The sequence below is a fragment of the Pseudomonas sp. PDM21 genome (genome assembly GCF_014852505.2).
Classification (GTDB): Bacteria; Pseudomonadota; Gammaproteobacteria; order Pseudomonadales; family Pseudomonadaceae; genus Pseudomonas.
In genome coordinates this window covers 5268363-5282573 of the sequence record NZ_CM181223.1, presented here as the reverse complement: position 1 = coordinate 5282573, position 14211 = coordinate 5268363, and the positions used below count along the sequence as shown (strand labels likewise).

Annotated in this window: 11 protein-coding genes; 8 read left to right on the top strand and 3 right to left on the bottom strand. The window is 63.7% G+C overall.

Annotated features, from left to right (window positions below; all coding sequences use genetic code 11):
- Nucleotides 1-32 precede the first annotated feature (32 nt).
- The 4 genes from IB275_RS24390 to IB275_RS24375 all read left to right on the top strand — a co-directional run bounded on the left by IB275_RS24390 (nucleotide 33) and on the right by IB275_RS24375 (nucleotide 2591).
- Nucleotides 33-515 (top strand): nuclear transport factor 2 family protein, encoded by a 483-nt coding sequence (locus tag IB275_RS24390; RefSeq protein ID WP_192291786.1) that lies wholly within the window; start codon nucleotides 33-35, stop codon nucleotides 513-515.
- A 73-nt stretch (nucleotides 516-588) separates the two neighbouring features.
- On the top strand, nucleotides 589-1290 hold the full coding sequence (locus tag IB275_RS24385) for a glutathione S-transferase C-terminal domain-containing protein (RefSeq protein ID WP_192291784.1): 702 nt from the start codon (nucleotides 589-591) through the stop codon (nucleotides 1288-1290).
- Complete coding sequence (locus tag IB275_RS24380; RefSeq protein ID WP_192291782.1) at nucleotides 1287-1592, top strand: GIY-YIG nuclease family protein; 306 nt, start codon at nucleotides 1287-1289, stop codon at nucleotides 1590-1592. Before IB275_RS24385 ends, IB275_RS24380 begins: the two co-directional genes overlap by 4 nt.
- Before the next feature lie 63 nt (nucleotides 1593-1655).
- Nucleotides 1656-2591, top strand: a complete 936-nt coding sequence (locus IB275_RS24375) for a glutathione S-transferase family protein (protein ID WP_192291747.1) — start codon at nucleotides 1656-1658, stop codon at nucleotides 2589-2591.
- On the opposite strand, the gene IB275_RS24370 is transcribed toward IB275_RS24375, so the two are convergent.
- The gene (locus IB275_RS24370) at nucleotides 2572-3342 is read right to left on the bottom strand and encodes a DUF4344 domain-containing metallopeptidase (protein ID WP_192291744.1); all 771 of its coding nucleotides are present in this window, start codon (nucleotides 3340-3342) and stop codon (nucleotides 2572-2574) included. The two genes, IB275_RS24375 and IB275_RS24370, sit on opposite strands and share 20 nt — an antisense overlap.
- Nucleotides 3343-4313: 971 nt before the next feature.
- Here IB275_RS24370 and IB275_RS24365 point away from each other — a divergent pair.
- On the top strand, nucleotides 4314-6185 hold the full coding sequence (locus IB275_RS24365) for a sulfatase-like hydrolase/transferase (protein WP_192291742.1): 1872 nt from the start codon (nucleotides 4314-4316) through the stop codon (nucleotides 6183-6185).
- 174 nt (nucleotides 6186-6359) lie between these two features.
- On the opposite strand, the gene yejK is transcribed toward IB275_RS24365, so the two are convergent.
- Complete coding sequence (gene yejK / locus IB275_RS24360; RefSeq protein ID WP_192291739.1) at nucleotides 6360-7367, bottom strand: nucleoid-associated protein YejK; 1008 nt, start codon at nucleotides 7365-7367, stop codon at nucleotides 6360-6362.
- A gap of 115 nt (nucleotides 7368-7482) precedes the next feature.
- Nucleotides 7483-8847, bottom strand: coding sequence for a TAXI family TRAP transporter solute-binding subunit (locus IB275_RS24355; protein WP_192291736.1), 1365 nt, complete (start codon nucleotides 8845-8847; stop codon nucleotides 7483-7485).
- 133 nt (nucleotides 8848-8980) lie between these two features.
- Between IB275_RS24355 and sbcD the strand changes: the two genes are divergently transcribed.
- Genes sbcD through aac(6') form a run of 3 tightly spaced genes read left to right on the top strand, consistent with a single transcriptional unit; the run spans nucleotide 8981 to nucleotide 14117 of the window.
- On the top strand, nucleotides 8981-10201 hold the full coding sequence (gene sbcD, locus IB275_RS24350; protein WP_192291733.1) for an exonuclease subunit SbcD: 1221 nt from the start codon (nucleotides 8981-8983) through the stop codon (nucleotides 10199-10201).
- A complete protein-coding gene (locus tag IB275_RS24345; protein WP_192291730.1) occupies nucleotides 10198-13656 on the top strand; it encodes an AAA family ATPase in 3459 nt (1152 codons plus the stop codon). Before sbcD ends, IB275_RS24345 begins: the two co-directional genes overlap by 4 nt.
- A gap of 11 nt (nucleotides 13657-13667) precedes the next feature.
- Nucleotides 13668-14117 carry an aminoglycoside 6'-N-acetyltransferase gene (gene aac(6'), locus IB275_RS24340; protein ID WP_405307223.1) on the top strand — a complete coding sequence of 150 codons (450 nt, stop codon included), beginning with the start codon at nucleotides 13668-13670 and terminating at the stop codon, nucleotides 14115-14117.
- Nucleotides 14118-14211 lie beyond the last annotated feature (94 nt).

Here is a 14211-nt window from a genome sequence, read left to right as displayed (position 1 = left end):
ACTGCGTCATCTCTCCTGACACGAGCTCCACCATGGCCCACCCCAACGCCCAGCTGATCGAACGTTTCTACCAGGCTTTCCAGCGTCGCGATGGCGAGGCCATGGCCGCTTGCTACAGCGCCGATGTGCAGTTCAGCGACCCGGTCTTCACCGACCTGCGCGGCGCCGAGGCGGGCGACATGTGGCGCATGCTCACCGCCCGCGCCCAGGATTTCTCGCTGACCTACGAAGGCGTCGAGGCCGATGAGACGCGCGGTTCGGCACGCTGGGTGGCGTCGTACACCTTCACCCAGACTGGTCGGAAAGTGATCAATCACATCCGGGCACATTTCCACTTCCGCGACGGATTGATCTGTCAGCACGTGGACAGCTTCGACCTGTGGAAATGGTCGCGCCAGGCCCTCGGCGCCAAGGGCGCCCTGTTGGGCTGGGCGCCGCCGGTGCAGGGTGCGATCCGTGCCCAGGCCGCCAAAGGCCTCGCGGCGTACCGCGCACAACGGGTGGCGAAGGCCTGATCGCGGGCTTTCGGGCTCGCCCGTAGCGGCCGGATAGGCTTAAATGACAGGCGACTGAGAGCCGGACGCCGCCATGATCACACTTTTCCAGTTCCCGCCCGCCTTCAACGTACCCAACGTCAGCCCCTTCTGCCTGAAGCTGGAGACCTTCCTGCGCCTCGCCGGGCTGGAGTATCAGATCAAGCACGTGATGGACCCCCGCAAGGGCCCCAAGGGCAAGCTGCCGTTCATTACGCTGGACGGCAAGTCCGTTGCCGATACAGCGATCATCATGCGCACGCTGCAGCAGTACTACGAATTCGACCTCGACGCCGGCCTCGATGCCCGCGGCCGTGGCTGGGCGGTGTCGATCACCCGCCTGTGCGACGAGCACCTGGTGCCGCTGCTGGTGTACTTCCGCTGGCTCGACGAGCAGGGCTTCCGCCAGGTGAAGGACGTGATGTTCCGCGGCGTGCCCGGGCCGCTGCGGCCGGTGGTAGGCGCGATGCTGCAGCGCAAGATTCGCGGCGACCTCAAGGGCCGCGGCCTGCTGCGCCACAGCCGCGACGAGCTGCTGAGTTTCGCCCGCGACGATCTCGAAGCCCTGGACGGCATGCTCGGCGACCTGCCGTACTTCGGCGGCGCCCAGCCGTGCAGCGCCGATGCGGCGACCTACGGCGTGCTGGCCAACCTGATCCTCAGCACCCTGGAAACCCCGCTCAACGATATGGCGCGCAGCTACGAGCGTCTGGTCGCCTATTGCGACCGCATGCAGGCGCGAGTCTGGGCGTCGTGACCGCCGCCGAGCCCAAACCCTGGTTCGTCTACCTGGTGCGCGCCGAGAACGGCGCGCTGTACTGCGGCATCAGCGACGACGCGCAACGGCGCTTCGAAACCCATCGCACCGGCAAGGGCGCGCGCTTCTTCCATTCCAGCCCGGCCCAGGCGCTGGTCTATGTGGAAGCCTGCCCCGGCAAGGGCGACGCCCTGCGCCGCGAGCGCGCAATCAAGGCGCTGACCAAGAAGGCCAAGGAGCGCCTGGTGCTGGCCAATCCCTTCACCATCAGCGCCGTGGATGTCGTCCTATCCGAGGGATGAGGTAGGACTCGTCCTACGTAAGGGTTAAGCTGCCGGACCACCTTCCGGCCGCTGGAGCCCACCATGTCCGAGCTGATCCTGCACCACTACCCGACTTCGCCCTTCGCCGAAAAGGCGCGTCTGATGCTGGGCTTCAAGCAGCTGTCCTGGCGCTCGGTGACCATTCCGCCGCTGATGCCCAAGCCGGACCTCATGGCCCTCACCGGTGGTTACCGCAAGACTCCGGTGCTGCAGGTCGGCGCCGACATCTACTGCGACACCGCGCTGATCGCCCGCCGTCTGGAGCAGGAAAAGGCCGTGCCGGCACTGTTCCCCGAAGGCCACGAATTCACCTCGGCCAGCTTCGCCCTGTGGGCCGACTCGGTAATCTTCCAGCATGCCGTCAGCCTGGTGTTCCAGCCCGAATCCATCGCCATGCGCTTCGGCAAGCTGCCGCCGCAGTTCCTCCAGGCCTTCGTCGCCGACCGCAGCCAGCTGTTCAGCGGCGGCACCGCCAGCAAGCTGCCGGCCGAGCAGGCCAAACACCAGTGGCCGGCCTTCATGGCTCGCGTCGAGGAGCAACTGGCCCGAGAAGAGGGCGACTTCCTGTTCGGCGAACCCTCCATCGCCGATTTCGCCCTGGCGCACTGCCTGTGGTTCCTCAAAGGCACGCCGGTCACCGCGCCGCTGGTGGACGATTACCCGTCGGTCGCTGCCTGGCTCGGCCGCGTCCTGGGCTTCGGCCACGGTGCCGCCAGCGAGATGAGTGCCGAGGAAGCCATCGCCGTGGCTCGAGACAGCCAACCGGCGGCACTGCCGGAAGAGGCCTTCGTCGATCCCAACGGCTTCAAGGCCGGCCAGCGCGTGGTAATCGCCGCCACCGACTACGGCTGCGACCCGGTGGAAGGCGAGCTGCTGCACGCCGGGCTGGAAAGCCTGATCCTGCGCCGCGAAGACCCGCGCGCCGGGACCGTCCACGTGCACTTCCCGCGTATCGGCTTCAGCATCCGCCCGGCCTGAGTCCTGCCGGGCCGGGGCACTGCCGCGTCACCGGCGTACGCAGACGCGGCAGGTTTTCGGCCATTTCGCGGAAGTGCTGCAGGCGCTCGTAACAGAGCGCCATTTCCCCGCTGTTGCTGTTGTACCACGCGTCCGGTGCGCCACAGCTGACCAGCCGCAGGTTCAGCGGGCGCGGCGGGTGAAACAGGCGGAAGACCTCGTTGACCATCAGCTGCAGGTGATCGCCGTCGCGCAGCAGGGCGATCAGCGGCCCGACTTGCTCCAGGTTCATCGAGGGCGTGTCCCAGCTCAGGCGCCAGGCCGTGTGGTGCTGGATCGAGGACGTGCGCCGGGTGTGCCGGATCCATTCGAACGCCTTGCTCGCCTGGCGGAACTCCCGGTCGCAGTAAACCGCCCGCTCGTAAGGCAGGCCGGTGAGCGGCGGCAGCCAGTCCAGCCGCGCCATGTCGCTGCCATAAAGCAGGCAGGCGATGTTGTAGTAGCGCTGCTCGTCCAGCGGGTGGCTGTCCCAGGCCAGCACCTGGTCCGGCGGCAGCTTGGGCGTCTGCCATTCCAGCCGCCAGTAGTCGGCGATATCCAGCAGGCGTGCGTCCACCTCGTCGCGCGGCAACCGGGCGTAGAGGTGGAACAGCAGGATAAAGCCGAGCTGGTCCGCCGCATCTTCCTCACGCCCGAGCACCGGCAGGTCGTACTCGGCGATCAGTACATGCCCCATCTCGTGCATCACGCTGAACTCGGCGTTGGCCAGCACGAAGCGCGCGACGTTCGGTGTAAGTGCGGCGGACGGGGGGCCAGCGCCAGCGAAGTTGAAGCACAGCAGCAACAGAAGTGCGAGATACGAGAGGTGTGTCCGGAGGATCCCGGGGAGTGTTTCTGCGGCTCTTGCTGGGAATGGGCCGGACATAGCGGCCACCAAGAAGTGGGGCGGTTCTTTTGACTCTAGCATTCCGTTGCGGGGCAACCTGCGTTGAACCGACGGGGTTACTGTATGCCGTTGATTATATGCCTGTCTGATTGAGCGCTGAGGTGTATAAAACATCTGAGCCACCCCTGAAGCAGCTCATTTACTACGAAGAGACTCCCGGTCTTAGTAGCAATCGATTCCTGTTGTCGTTGATGCTGCGCTTATGAATCGGCACAGGGTTGCCGGTGATCACTTTGATCGCCGAGGCGAACCGCCGCTTCCTCTCTTTTGGCTGCTAGCAATGAAATTGATAGTTCATCGTGAAGGAGCGGCCCGCCTCAAGCAGGTCAATGGGTAAAAGAACGCCTCGTGATTAATTGCTTAGCCAGCTAAATAAAAAGGTGGAAAATTTCCGAGGTCGTCCGTGGCTTTGGTTGAGTGTGGGAAACGAGAGCACCGCCGAAAACTCGAATAATAGGATTTGCTTTTTTATCAGGAATAAAGAAAATCTCAAGGTTGCGAACAGGGTAAGTGGGCTTCTGGCTGCTGCTATTCTTGTAGTAAGAGCGCGTTCCTTGGGCAGTGGGTGCGTGTCGCTACGGGCAAAGGCGGAAATGGAAGGGTTGTTGATTAGGATGATTGTATAATGATTTGTATTAACTTAATGGAAGGCTCCTTTGTGCCTTTGCCGGAGTTGGAGTAGGGGCGGAGGAGGCCGGATTGGCTCAAATAAAGATTTTGGCGGATTTATGAACGATTATCTCCAGGGGTGACCTGGTAGAGAGATTTAACCTGCCTTGTTGGGGTGTGTGCCAAGAATGTCCGTTTCCTTTTCTAAAAGTTGGCCGGAAATAGTGCGTCAGCTTGGTATTTCGACTGCTATTTTTCTGATGGTTCCGCTGCTTTTTCTCTTGGTGTATTTTGAGTGGCTACATGCGCCTTTGAGTGTGTTTGGTATTCATGTGCGCGTGGTCGCCTGGTTTGCAATGGCCTTGGCGGGGGTCCGCATTTTAATAAGCCTGTTACCAATTGAAACGGCTCTGAGGCGAATGTTGTCATCTTTGGCAGTCGGTTGCGTGTTTTTCGGATTTGTCGCTCTGTACAGTGGCGTTGTCGTCGGGGTGAAGCTATGGGGAAGGCCAGCTTCGTTGCAACTCGTTTCCATCTACTTTTCACAGGCTGCAGCTACTTTAAGGGTGATGGATATAAGTATTTACTGGGTGGTCGGTGTCGCCGGTTTGTTTGCTTTGATCGTTGTGGGTTCAGCATATTCTTATCTTAAAAAATATGATTGGGCTCTGAGATTTCGCGAGAGTATGTCACCTATTACTAGTGGGGTAGTGGCTGCCAGCCTTTTGTGTCTGTTCTCGGTTTATGCACTTTCCTTCGAGAACAGGGAGTGGGGGGCTCAAGGAGAACCACTGAGCCTTGCCCTTTTTCCTAATCAGGGTGACCTGGTGGCTCAGAGTCATCATGTTGGACTTTTACGCATGGCAGAGTTGCAGAGCAAGCACGATGCTGCTCGAGCTTCATACGTTCCCAGCGCAGGTGTGCACAAGAGCAACATTATTTTCATAGTCGTTGATGCATTGCGTGCGGACCATCTTTCCTTGTTCGGGTATAACCGAAAGACATCCCCGGGCCTGGAGCGCATCAGATCTGAAGGCGCCATGAGTGTGGCGACATCAGCGGTAGCAGTTTGCAATGAGTCATTTTGTGGCTTACGTGGGTTGGCAAGCTCTCAAACTGTAGCTAACCAGGCGGAGCACCCGTTCTCCATATATGATGTTGTAAGAAAGTACGGGTACAAGGTCAACCTCGTCCTGTCTGGTGATCATACAAATTTCTACGGATTGGCGAATATGTATGGCCGGGTGGATAGCTATTTTGATGGTGCCAGCCAGAAGGGTCGCTATATAAATGATGATCGGATCCTGCTTGATCGTTTGAATGCTCAGCCGAAGTGGGATGGTACTCCCACAATGTTTCAGTTTCACCTGATGTCAGCGCATTTTCTTGGGCTGCGTTTAGATGAGACACCAGAGTTTGGTCCCGGGCGCCCTTATGGGGTGATTCGAGACTGGTCGACGAGTACAGTTGAATCAGCAAATAATTATTACGATAGAGGTGTACTCCAGGCTGACGCAGTTATTGGGAGTTTATTGGAAAGATTAAAGGCGCTTGGATATCTTGAGGACGCTCTGGTGGTCGTTACCGGGGATCACGGTGAGTCTTTGGGGGAGCGTGGTTTGTATGGCCATGTTCGAGGTGTTTGGGAAGAGTCTCTACGAGTTCCTTTTATAGTGATTGCCTTTGGCAAGGCTGATCCGGTTTTGCTTCGATCTTCCGAGGTAATCTCGCAGATTGATATTGCACCAACAGTGCTTCAGGCTCTTGGTATGAAGGTTCCAGATGTCTGGATGGGGGCTGCGCTGCAAACACCGTACAGTCGTCGATATATAGATTTTCAACAGGCAAAACTGCTGGGTTTGATAGATACTCAATCGCGTGAGCAATATAAGTTCTGGGTCGATACTCAGTCTGGTAATACTTTTACATATAGTCTTTTATCTGATCGCAAGGAGGAGTTTGATATTTCCGGTAAAATCGCGCCGGAGCTCATGAATGAGTGGCGTGAACATTTGAAGCAGCAGTCGGGGGCACTGCCTGCGGGTGTTCAGTATCGCTGAAGATGTCGTTGACAGGCGCCGTACAACGTCTTGGGAGAGCGTCGGTGATGTTGGACATTGTACGGCAGGCGTCACCCAATACGACTGGTAATGCCGGGATTTTGTACCTGTATCGGGTGAGACCCATACTGGGGATGCCCATTTCTCCAGGGGCATTCCCGTGGTAGCAGGCATTTAGTCCTTGCGGCGCTTGAGCTGGTCCTGCAACTGAGTCGGCAGGCCGCGGATGATCAGCATGTCGCGGGCCTCGTCGTACTCCACCTTGCTGCCCAGCAGGTGCGCCTCGAAACTGATCGACAGCCCCTCGGCGCGGCCGGTGAAACGGCGGAACTGGTTGAGGGTGCGCTTGTCCGCCGGGATCTCCGGCGACAGGCCGTAGTCCTTGTTGCGGATGTAGTCGTAGAAGGCGCGCGGCGCCTGGTCGTCCATCAGCTCGGAGAGCGCGTCCAGGGCCATCGGCTCGCCGATCTTGGCCTGGCTGGTGGCGTAGTCCACCAGCACGTCGGTCTTCTCGCGGGCCTGTTCTTCGGGCAGGTCTTCGCTCTCCACGAAGTCGCTGAAGGCCTTGAGCAGGGTGCGGGTTTCGCTCGGGCCGTCGACGCCCTCGGTGCAGCCGATGAAGTCGCGGAAGTAGTCGGAGACCTTCTTGCCGCCCTTGCCCTTGATGAACGAGATGTACTGCTTGGACGTCTTGTTGTTCTGCCACTCCGAGATATTGATCCGAGCGGCCATGTGCAGCTGGCCCAGGTCCAGGTGGCGCGACGGGGTCACTTCCAGCGCGTCGGTCACCGCCACACCTTCGCTGTGGTGCAGCAGGGCGATGGACAGGTAATCGGTCATGCCCTGCTGGTAATGGCAGAACAGCACGTGGCCGCCGGTGGAGAGGTTGGATTCTTCCATCAGCGTCTTCAGGTGCTCCACCGCCTGCTTGGAGAACGCGACGAAGTCCTTGCCGTTGTCCAGGTACTCGCTCAGCCAGCCGCTGAACGGGTAGGCGCCTGACTCGCTCTGGAACAGGCCCCAGGCCTTGTTCGGCTTGGCGTTGTAGCTCTCGTTGAGGTCGGCCATCAGGTTCTCGATGGCCTGGGAGTCGCCCAGCTCGGCGTCGCGCGCGTGCAGCGTCGCGGGATTGCCGTCGGGCTTCTTGTCGATCAGGTGGACGATGGCGTGACGAATCGGCATGGCGGACCCGGAAGTTCAGTGCCGGCGGCGCCGCAGGCATCGAAGCGGCGGCGGGGCGGGCGGATTGGAAAACGCCAGAGTTTACCCGACCCGGCGCCGGGATGCGCGACGCCGATCAGTCCGCCGCCGGCACCAGCCCCTCGTCGCGCTCGCGGCGGTTGCGGCGCAGCTGGCGCAGTCGGCGGATCACGTAGTTCAGGTGCAGGTGCAGTTCGTATAGCTCGTTGTAGTAGGAGAGCGGCACCTCGACCTTGGCCAGTTCGGCCTCCAGCTGCTCCAGGCGTTCAATCTCGGTGCTCAGCTCGGCGCTGCCGGTGCGCTCGTCCAGGCGCCGGTCGATCTCGCGCAGGTAGCGGTACCAGCGGTAGATGCGCGCACGGATGCGCCAGCGATACAGCGGGCCAATGGACTTGAGCAGCGGGATGAGGATGGCGATGAAGGGGATCAGCAGGATGATGTAGCGGTCCGCCAGCGAGGCGATGCGGAACGGCAGGAAGCGCTGCAGCAGCGGCGGGCCGCTCTTGTAGTAGCGCTCGGCGTCTTCCTGCAGGGCCAGTGTGCGCGGCTCGGCGCTGGGGAAGGCGCCGGCTGCGTCGAGCAGGGTGCCGCTCTTCATCACCGCACGCGCGGCTTCGAGGATCAGCGGGGTGAGCGCCGGATGGAAGTCGCCGTTGACCACCAGGGTGGCGACCGGCGAGAGGGTCGCAAGGTCCTCGTCCGGCACGTTCTGCGCCAGGTTCAGCAGGCCCTCGCTGACCTCCACGCGCTTGAGGAAGGGAATCCGCGCCTCGTAGGCATGGGCGCGGCGAAATCCGGTGAGCTTGAGCTCGGGGCTCGCCGCCAGGCGCTGGATCAGCGGGTTCTCCGCCGGGCCGACGAAGAAGGCGGCGTCCAGTTCGCCGGCCAGCAACTGGTTGGCCACCGCGTTGCCGCCGTGCGCTTGCCAGCCGGCGGGCAGGGGATCGGTGGGAATCTCGTTGGCCTTGAGGATGGCCTCGGTCACCGCCTCGGTGCCGCTGCCGGAACCACCGATGGCGACGCGCAGGGCGAGCAGGTCGGCCAGTCGGTCGATCTTCGCTTCGCGGCGCTGAAACAGCCACAGCGGCTCCTGGAACACGGCGCCCAGTGTCTGCAGGTGCGCGCGTTGCTTGGGTTCGAGCTGTTGCTCCTGGCCGCTCTGCACCAGCGCCAGGTCCACGCCGCTCTTGCCGTCCAGCAGCTTGCCGAGGTTGTCGCGGGAACCTGCGGTGCGTACCAGCTGCAGGTCGAAGCCCTGCTTGGCCAGTTCCTCCTTCAGCCGTTGGCCGAACACCGCATAGCCGCCACCCGGCGCGCCGGTGGCCAAGGTGGCGCTCATCGGCGGCGGCGGCGCGACGAAGTAGAAGACCGCGGCGACCAGCGCGGCCAGCACCGGCACCAGCCAGAGGTTGGCGCGGACCAGGATGGCGAGGTCCTTGAGCATGTTCAGAAGGCGTTGCATGGGGAGTCCTTGTGACGACGTGCTGTCCTGAAAAGATAGCCAGCCTGCGCGACGGCGGCCGGCGAATCCGCCATCGGCAAGGCGCAAACCGCTATCATCGCAAGCCTCGAAACACGGCTGCGGACTTCACGGCATGCGCATTCTCCACACCTCCGACTGGCACCTGGGCCAGCATTTCATGGGCAAGAGCCGCGAGGCCGAGCACCAGGCGTTCTGCGCTTGGCTGGTCGAACAGGTGCGCGAGCAGGCCGTGGACGCGGTGATCATCGCCGGCGACGTGTTCGATACCGGCGCGCCGCCCAGCTACGCCCGCGAGCAGTACAACCGCTTCATCGTCGAGCTGCGCAGCACCGGCGCGCGCCTGGTGGTGCTGGGCGGCAACCACGACTCGGTGGCGATGCTGGAGGAGTCCCGCGACCTGCTGGCCTGCCTGGATACCCAGGTGATCGCCGCCGTCGGCACCGACCTCGACCGCCAGTTGCTGGTGCTGCCGCAACGTGACGGCCAGCCCGGCGCCATCCTCTGCGCGATCCCCTTCATTCGTCCGCGCGATGTGCTCACCAGCCAGGCCGGGCAGAGCGCGCAGGACAAGCAGCTGGCCCTGCAGCAGGCGATCCAGACACACTACCGCGAGCTGTTCGAGCGCGCCGAGGCACAACGTGCAGCCCTCGGCCGACACCTGCCGATCATCGCCACCGGCCATCTCACTACCGTCGGCGCCAGCGCCAGCGAGTCGGTGCGGGAAATCTACGTCGGCACCCTGGAAGCCTTCCCCACCAGCGCCTTCCCGGCGGCGGACTACATCGCCCTCGGCCATATCCATCGGCCGCAGAAGGTCGGCGGCCTGGAGCACATCCGCTACTGCGGCTCGCCCATCGCGCTGAGCTTCGACGAGGCGACCCAGGGCAAGGAAGTGCTGCTGGTGGACCTGGATGACGGTGGCCTGCGCAGCGTCACCGCACTGCCGGTGCCGCGCTTCCAGCCGCTGAAGTCGGTGTCCGGCAGCCTCGCCGAGCTGCCCGCCGAACTGGCCCGCGTCGCCCGCGAAGGCAGCGCGGAGCAGCCGGTCTGGCTGGAAGTCATGGTGCACACCGACGACTACCTGACCGACATCCAGCTGCGCGTCGAGAAGCTCTGCGAGGCGCTGCCGGTGATCGTCCTGCGCACCCGTCGCGAGCGCGGCACCACGCAGGCGGCGCTGTTCAGCGAAGCCAGGGAAACCCTCGACGAACTCAGCCCTGAAGACGTGTTTCGCCAGCGCCTGGACGCCGAGGACCTGGAGGCGCCGCTGCGCGAGCGACTCACCGGGCTCTACCGACAGGTCGTGGCCGATCTGCAGGAGGAGCACCCGTGAGAATCCTCAGCCTGCGCCTGAAGAACCTCAACTCGCTCAAGGGTGAATGGAAGATCGACTTCACCGCCGAGCCCTTCGCCGGCAACGGCCTGTTCGCCATCACCGGGCCGACCGGGGCGGGCAAGACCACGCTGCTCGATGCCATCTGCCTCGCCCTGTACCACCGCACGCCGCGCATGAGCGTGCTGTCGCAGAGCGGCAACGAACTGATGACCCGGCACACCGCCGACTGCCTTGCCGAAGTGGAATTCGAGGTGAAGGGCCAGCCTTACCGCGCCTTCTGGAGCCAGCGCCGCGCCCGCGACAAGGCCGAGGGCGCATTGCAGGCGCCGAAGGTCGAACTGGTGCGTATCGACCGCGCCACCGGTGAAGGGCAGATTCTCACCGACAAGATCAACGACAAGCTGAAGCAGACCGAGACGCTCACCGGCCTCGACTTCGAGCGCTTCACCAAATCCATGCTGCTGGCCCAGGGCGGTTTCGCCGCCTTCCTCGAAGCCAACGCCAACCAGCGCGCGGAGCTGCTGGAGGAGCTCACCGGTACCGAAATCTACGGGCTGATTTCCCAGCGTGTATTCGAGCGCACTCGTGAAGTACGCGGCGCGCTGGACCAGTTGCGCGCCCGCGCCGAAGGCTTCGAGCTGCTCAGCGCCGAACAACGCGGCGAACTGGAACAGCAGGGCCGCGACGCCGCCGTGCAGGAAACCGCCTGGCAAGCACAGCACGCAGCACTCCAGGCACAACGCCGCTGGCGCGAAGACCTGACCCGCGCGCAGCAGCAGGTCGAGCAGGCCGGTGCGAAAGAGGCAGGCGCGCGCCAGGCGCTGGAGCAGGCGCAACCCGATCTGCAACGTCTGGCGGACAGCGAGCCCGCCGCACGACTGCAACCGTTGCACCACGCCTGGCGCAGCACCCACGAGAGCGTTGAACAGGGCCGCGCGGCGCTGGAGGACAACCGCACGCAGCAGGCGTCCAACCGCGAAGCGGTCGCCCAGGCGCTGTGGGCGGCCAGCCAATACGCGCAGCAGATGCTGGCTGCGCGCGAGGGCGAGCGCAAGGCTGTCAGCGAACAACACCAGGAGCTGCAGGCGCGTCTGGCGCAGCATCCGCAGCGCGCGAAACTGGGAGAACTGCTCGGCGGCTGGCGCGCGCTATTCGCCCAGCGCTCGCGTCTGGCCCAGACCATTGCCGATCTGCAGCGGCAGGCGCAGGCAGCCGACCAGGCATTGCAGAACGCGACCGCGCAGCGCCAGACGCTGCAGGGCACCGTCGCCTTCATGCAGCAGCAATTCGACGCGGCCGGTGCGCAGGAGCGTCAGCACGAGCAGCAGCTCGATGCCTTGCTGGGCGGCGCAACTGAAACGGGCCTGCGTGAACGTCTGCAACAGGCGCAACTGCAAAGCCGGGGGCTGGACCGTCTGGAGCAACTGGCTCAGGCCCGCGCTCAAGCGACTGCGCAGCTGTCACGCTGGCAGCCCGAACGGGATGCGCTGCGCCAGAAAAAAACCGAGCGCGACACGGCCATCGTCGCGCTGCGCGAGCGTTATCAGGTGACCAAGCAGCGGGTCGCCGACAAGGAAAAACTCCTGCAGCAGGAGCAGCGCATCCACCAGCTGGAGCATCTGCGCGCGCAGTTGCAGCCCGGCGAGGCCTGCCCGCTGTGCGGCTCGCCGGAGCACCCGGCGGTGGCGGCCTACCAGGCGCTGGATGTGTCCACTACTCAGCAGGCGCTGGAGCAGGCGCGCCAGCATTTGGCCGAGCTGGAAAGCCAGGGCATCGCCCTGCGTGGCGAGCTGGCAGAACTGGATGCGCAACTGCAGCAGGGTCAGCGTCAGCTGGACGAAGCCCAGGCCGCGCTGGCACAGCACCAGCAGGCTTGGCAGCAACAGTGTGCAGCGCAGGGCATTGTGCTGAAGGACGATCAGCAGCTCAGCGCCGAGCGCGAGCGCCATGAGTCGTCGCTGGATGCCTTGCAGCAGCAACTGAAGGCGCTGGAAGCGCTTCGGGTTCAGCTCCAGCAGGCGCAGCAGCAACGCCAGCGCGCCGAGCGCGATCACGCCGAAGCCGCACAGCAGCTGGCGCTCTTCGAGCAGCAACAGACCCACGAACACCAGCGCCAGGAAGAGCGCGCGCAGCAACTCGCGGTTCAGCGTACTGACCTGCAACAGCAGGACCAGACACTGGCCACCACGCTGGGCGAACTGGGCTACAGCGTGCCGGACGACGGAGAGCAATGGCTTGCCGAGCGCACCGCGCAATGGCAGCAATGGCAGCAGGACCAGCAGCGTGGCCAGGAACTGGCTGCGGCCGAGCGCGACGCCGAACAGGCTGCCCGCGCGGCGCAACAGATTGCCGCGCAATGGCAGCAGCGTTGGCAGACGGCTGGCTTCGATGCGCGCCAGCCGCTGGCGATTCACGCAACTCCGCAACAGGCATTGGTACAGGCCGAGGAGCAGCTTGCTGCCGCCCAGCGTCAGGCCGATGCCTTGCAAGGGCGCGAGCAGTCGCTGGCGGAACGGCTGGAGCAGGAGCAGGCGCGCCTTGCCGAGCGCCTGGCGAGTTGGCAGCAGGCGCTGGCGGTGAGCCCGTTCGCCGATGAGGCGACCTACCTCGCCGCGCTGCTGGATGATGTGCGGCGCAGCGAACTCAGTGAACTGCGCCAGCGTCTGGAAACGGCCATCACCGAAGCCGTTACCCTGCGCACGGCCGCGAATCAGGACGTCGAGCGCCTGCAGGCCGAGCCCCATGGCGAACACGCGCTGGAAGAACTCGACCAGCAGTTGCAGGCACTCGCCACGCAGCTGCGCGAACTCGGCCAGCGCCAGGGCGAGATTCGTGCCCAGCTGCAAGGCGACGACAGCCGTCGCGCCAGCCAGCAGAGCCTGTTTGCGGAAATCGCCCGGCAAGAGGAAGAACACGATCTCTGGCAGCGCCTCAACAGCCTGATCGGCGCCTCCGACGGCGCGCGCTACCGACGCTTCGCCCAGGGCCTGACCCTCGACCACCTGGTGCACCTCGCCAACCGCCAGCTGCAGCGCCTGCACGGTCGCTACCAGCTGGCCCGACGCAGCGACGGCGAGCTGGAACTGGAAGTGGTGGACACCTGGCAGGGCGACACCGCGCGTGACTGCAAGACGCTGTCGGGCGGCGAGAGCTTCCTGGTCAGCCTGGCTTTGGCGCTGGCGCTGTCCGACCTGGTCAGCCACAAGACCAGCATCGATTCGCTGTTCCTCGACGAAGGCTTCGGTACCCTCGATGGCGAGACGCTGGAGGTTGCGCTGGACGCCCTCGACAGCCTCAACGCCACGGGCAAGACCATCGGCGTGATCAGCCACGTCGAGGCGCTGAAGGAGCGTATCCCGGTGCAGCTCAAAGTGCACAAGGGCGTCGGCATGGGCTACAGCCAGCTCGACGCACGCTTCCGCTTCAACCCGGAACGATTCGAGCCGGAGTAAGCCTGATGGACATGCCCGTGCGCCACTGCGAAGAGAACGATCTGGCCGACTGGATCGACCTGCGCCTGCAACTCTGGCCGGGCGACCACGCGGAAGCATTCTTCGAGGAAGCGCGCGACATACTTGCGCAGCCGCATCGCTTCGGCGCGTGGTTGGCTCGCGATGAACAGGGCAGGGCGCTCGGGTTGGCGGAAGCCTCGGTGCGCAGCGACTACGTGAATGGCACGGAAGGATCGCCCGTGCTGTTTCTCGAAGGCATCTACGTGCGTGAGGACGCACGCCGGCAAGGCGTGGCGCGGGCGCTGGTGCGTGCGGTGCAGGCCTGGGGTCTTGCGCGCGGCTGCGTGGATTTCGCCTCCGATGCGGCGCTGGACAACAGCGTCAGCCATGCCTTGCATCGTGCGCTGGGCTTCGTCGAAACCGAGCGGGTCGTGTACTTCCGCAAACCCCTCAACGATTGATTCACATCAGTCGGAACGCGTGCGCGGCACTGCGGTCAACTTGCAATCGACGTCAGGCGAGATAGGCTCAAGACCGCGTAAGTCAGCCGTTCCC

Excerpts from the sequence above, each read along its gene's own strand:
- sbcD (WP_192291733.1), top strand. The coding sequence starts at position 8,981 with ATGCGCATTCTCCACACCTCCGACTGGCACCTGGGCCAGCATTTCATG.
- yejK (WP_192291739.1), bottom strand. The coding sequence starts at position 7,367 with ATGCCGATTCGTCACGCCATCGTCCACCTGATCGACAAGAAGCCCGAC.
- IB275_RS24390 (WP_192291786.1), top strand. The coding sequence starts at position 33 with ATGGCCCACCCCAACGCCCAGCTGATCGAACGTTTCTACCAGGCTTTC.
- IB275_RS24365 (WP_192291742.1), top strand. The coding sequence starts at position 4,314 with ATGTCCGTTTCCTTTTCTAAAAGTTGGCCGGAAATAGTGCGTCAGCTT.
- IB275_RS24385 (WP_192291784.1), top strand. The coding sequence starts at position 589 with ATGATCACACTTTTCCAGTTCCCGCCCGCCTTCAACGTACCCAACGTC.
- IB275_RS24355 (WP_192291736.1), bottom strand. The coding sequence starts at position 8,847 with ATGCAACGCCTTCTGAACATGCTCAAGGACCTCGCCATCCTGGTCCGC.
- IB275_RS24375 (WP_192291747.1), top strand. The coding sequence starts at position 1,656 with ATGTCCGAGCTGATCCTGCACCACTACCCGACTTCGCCCTTCGCCGAA.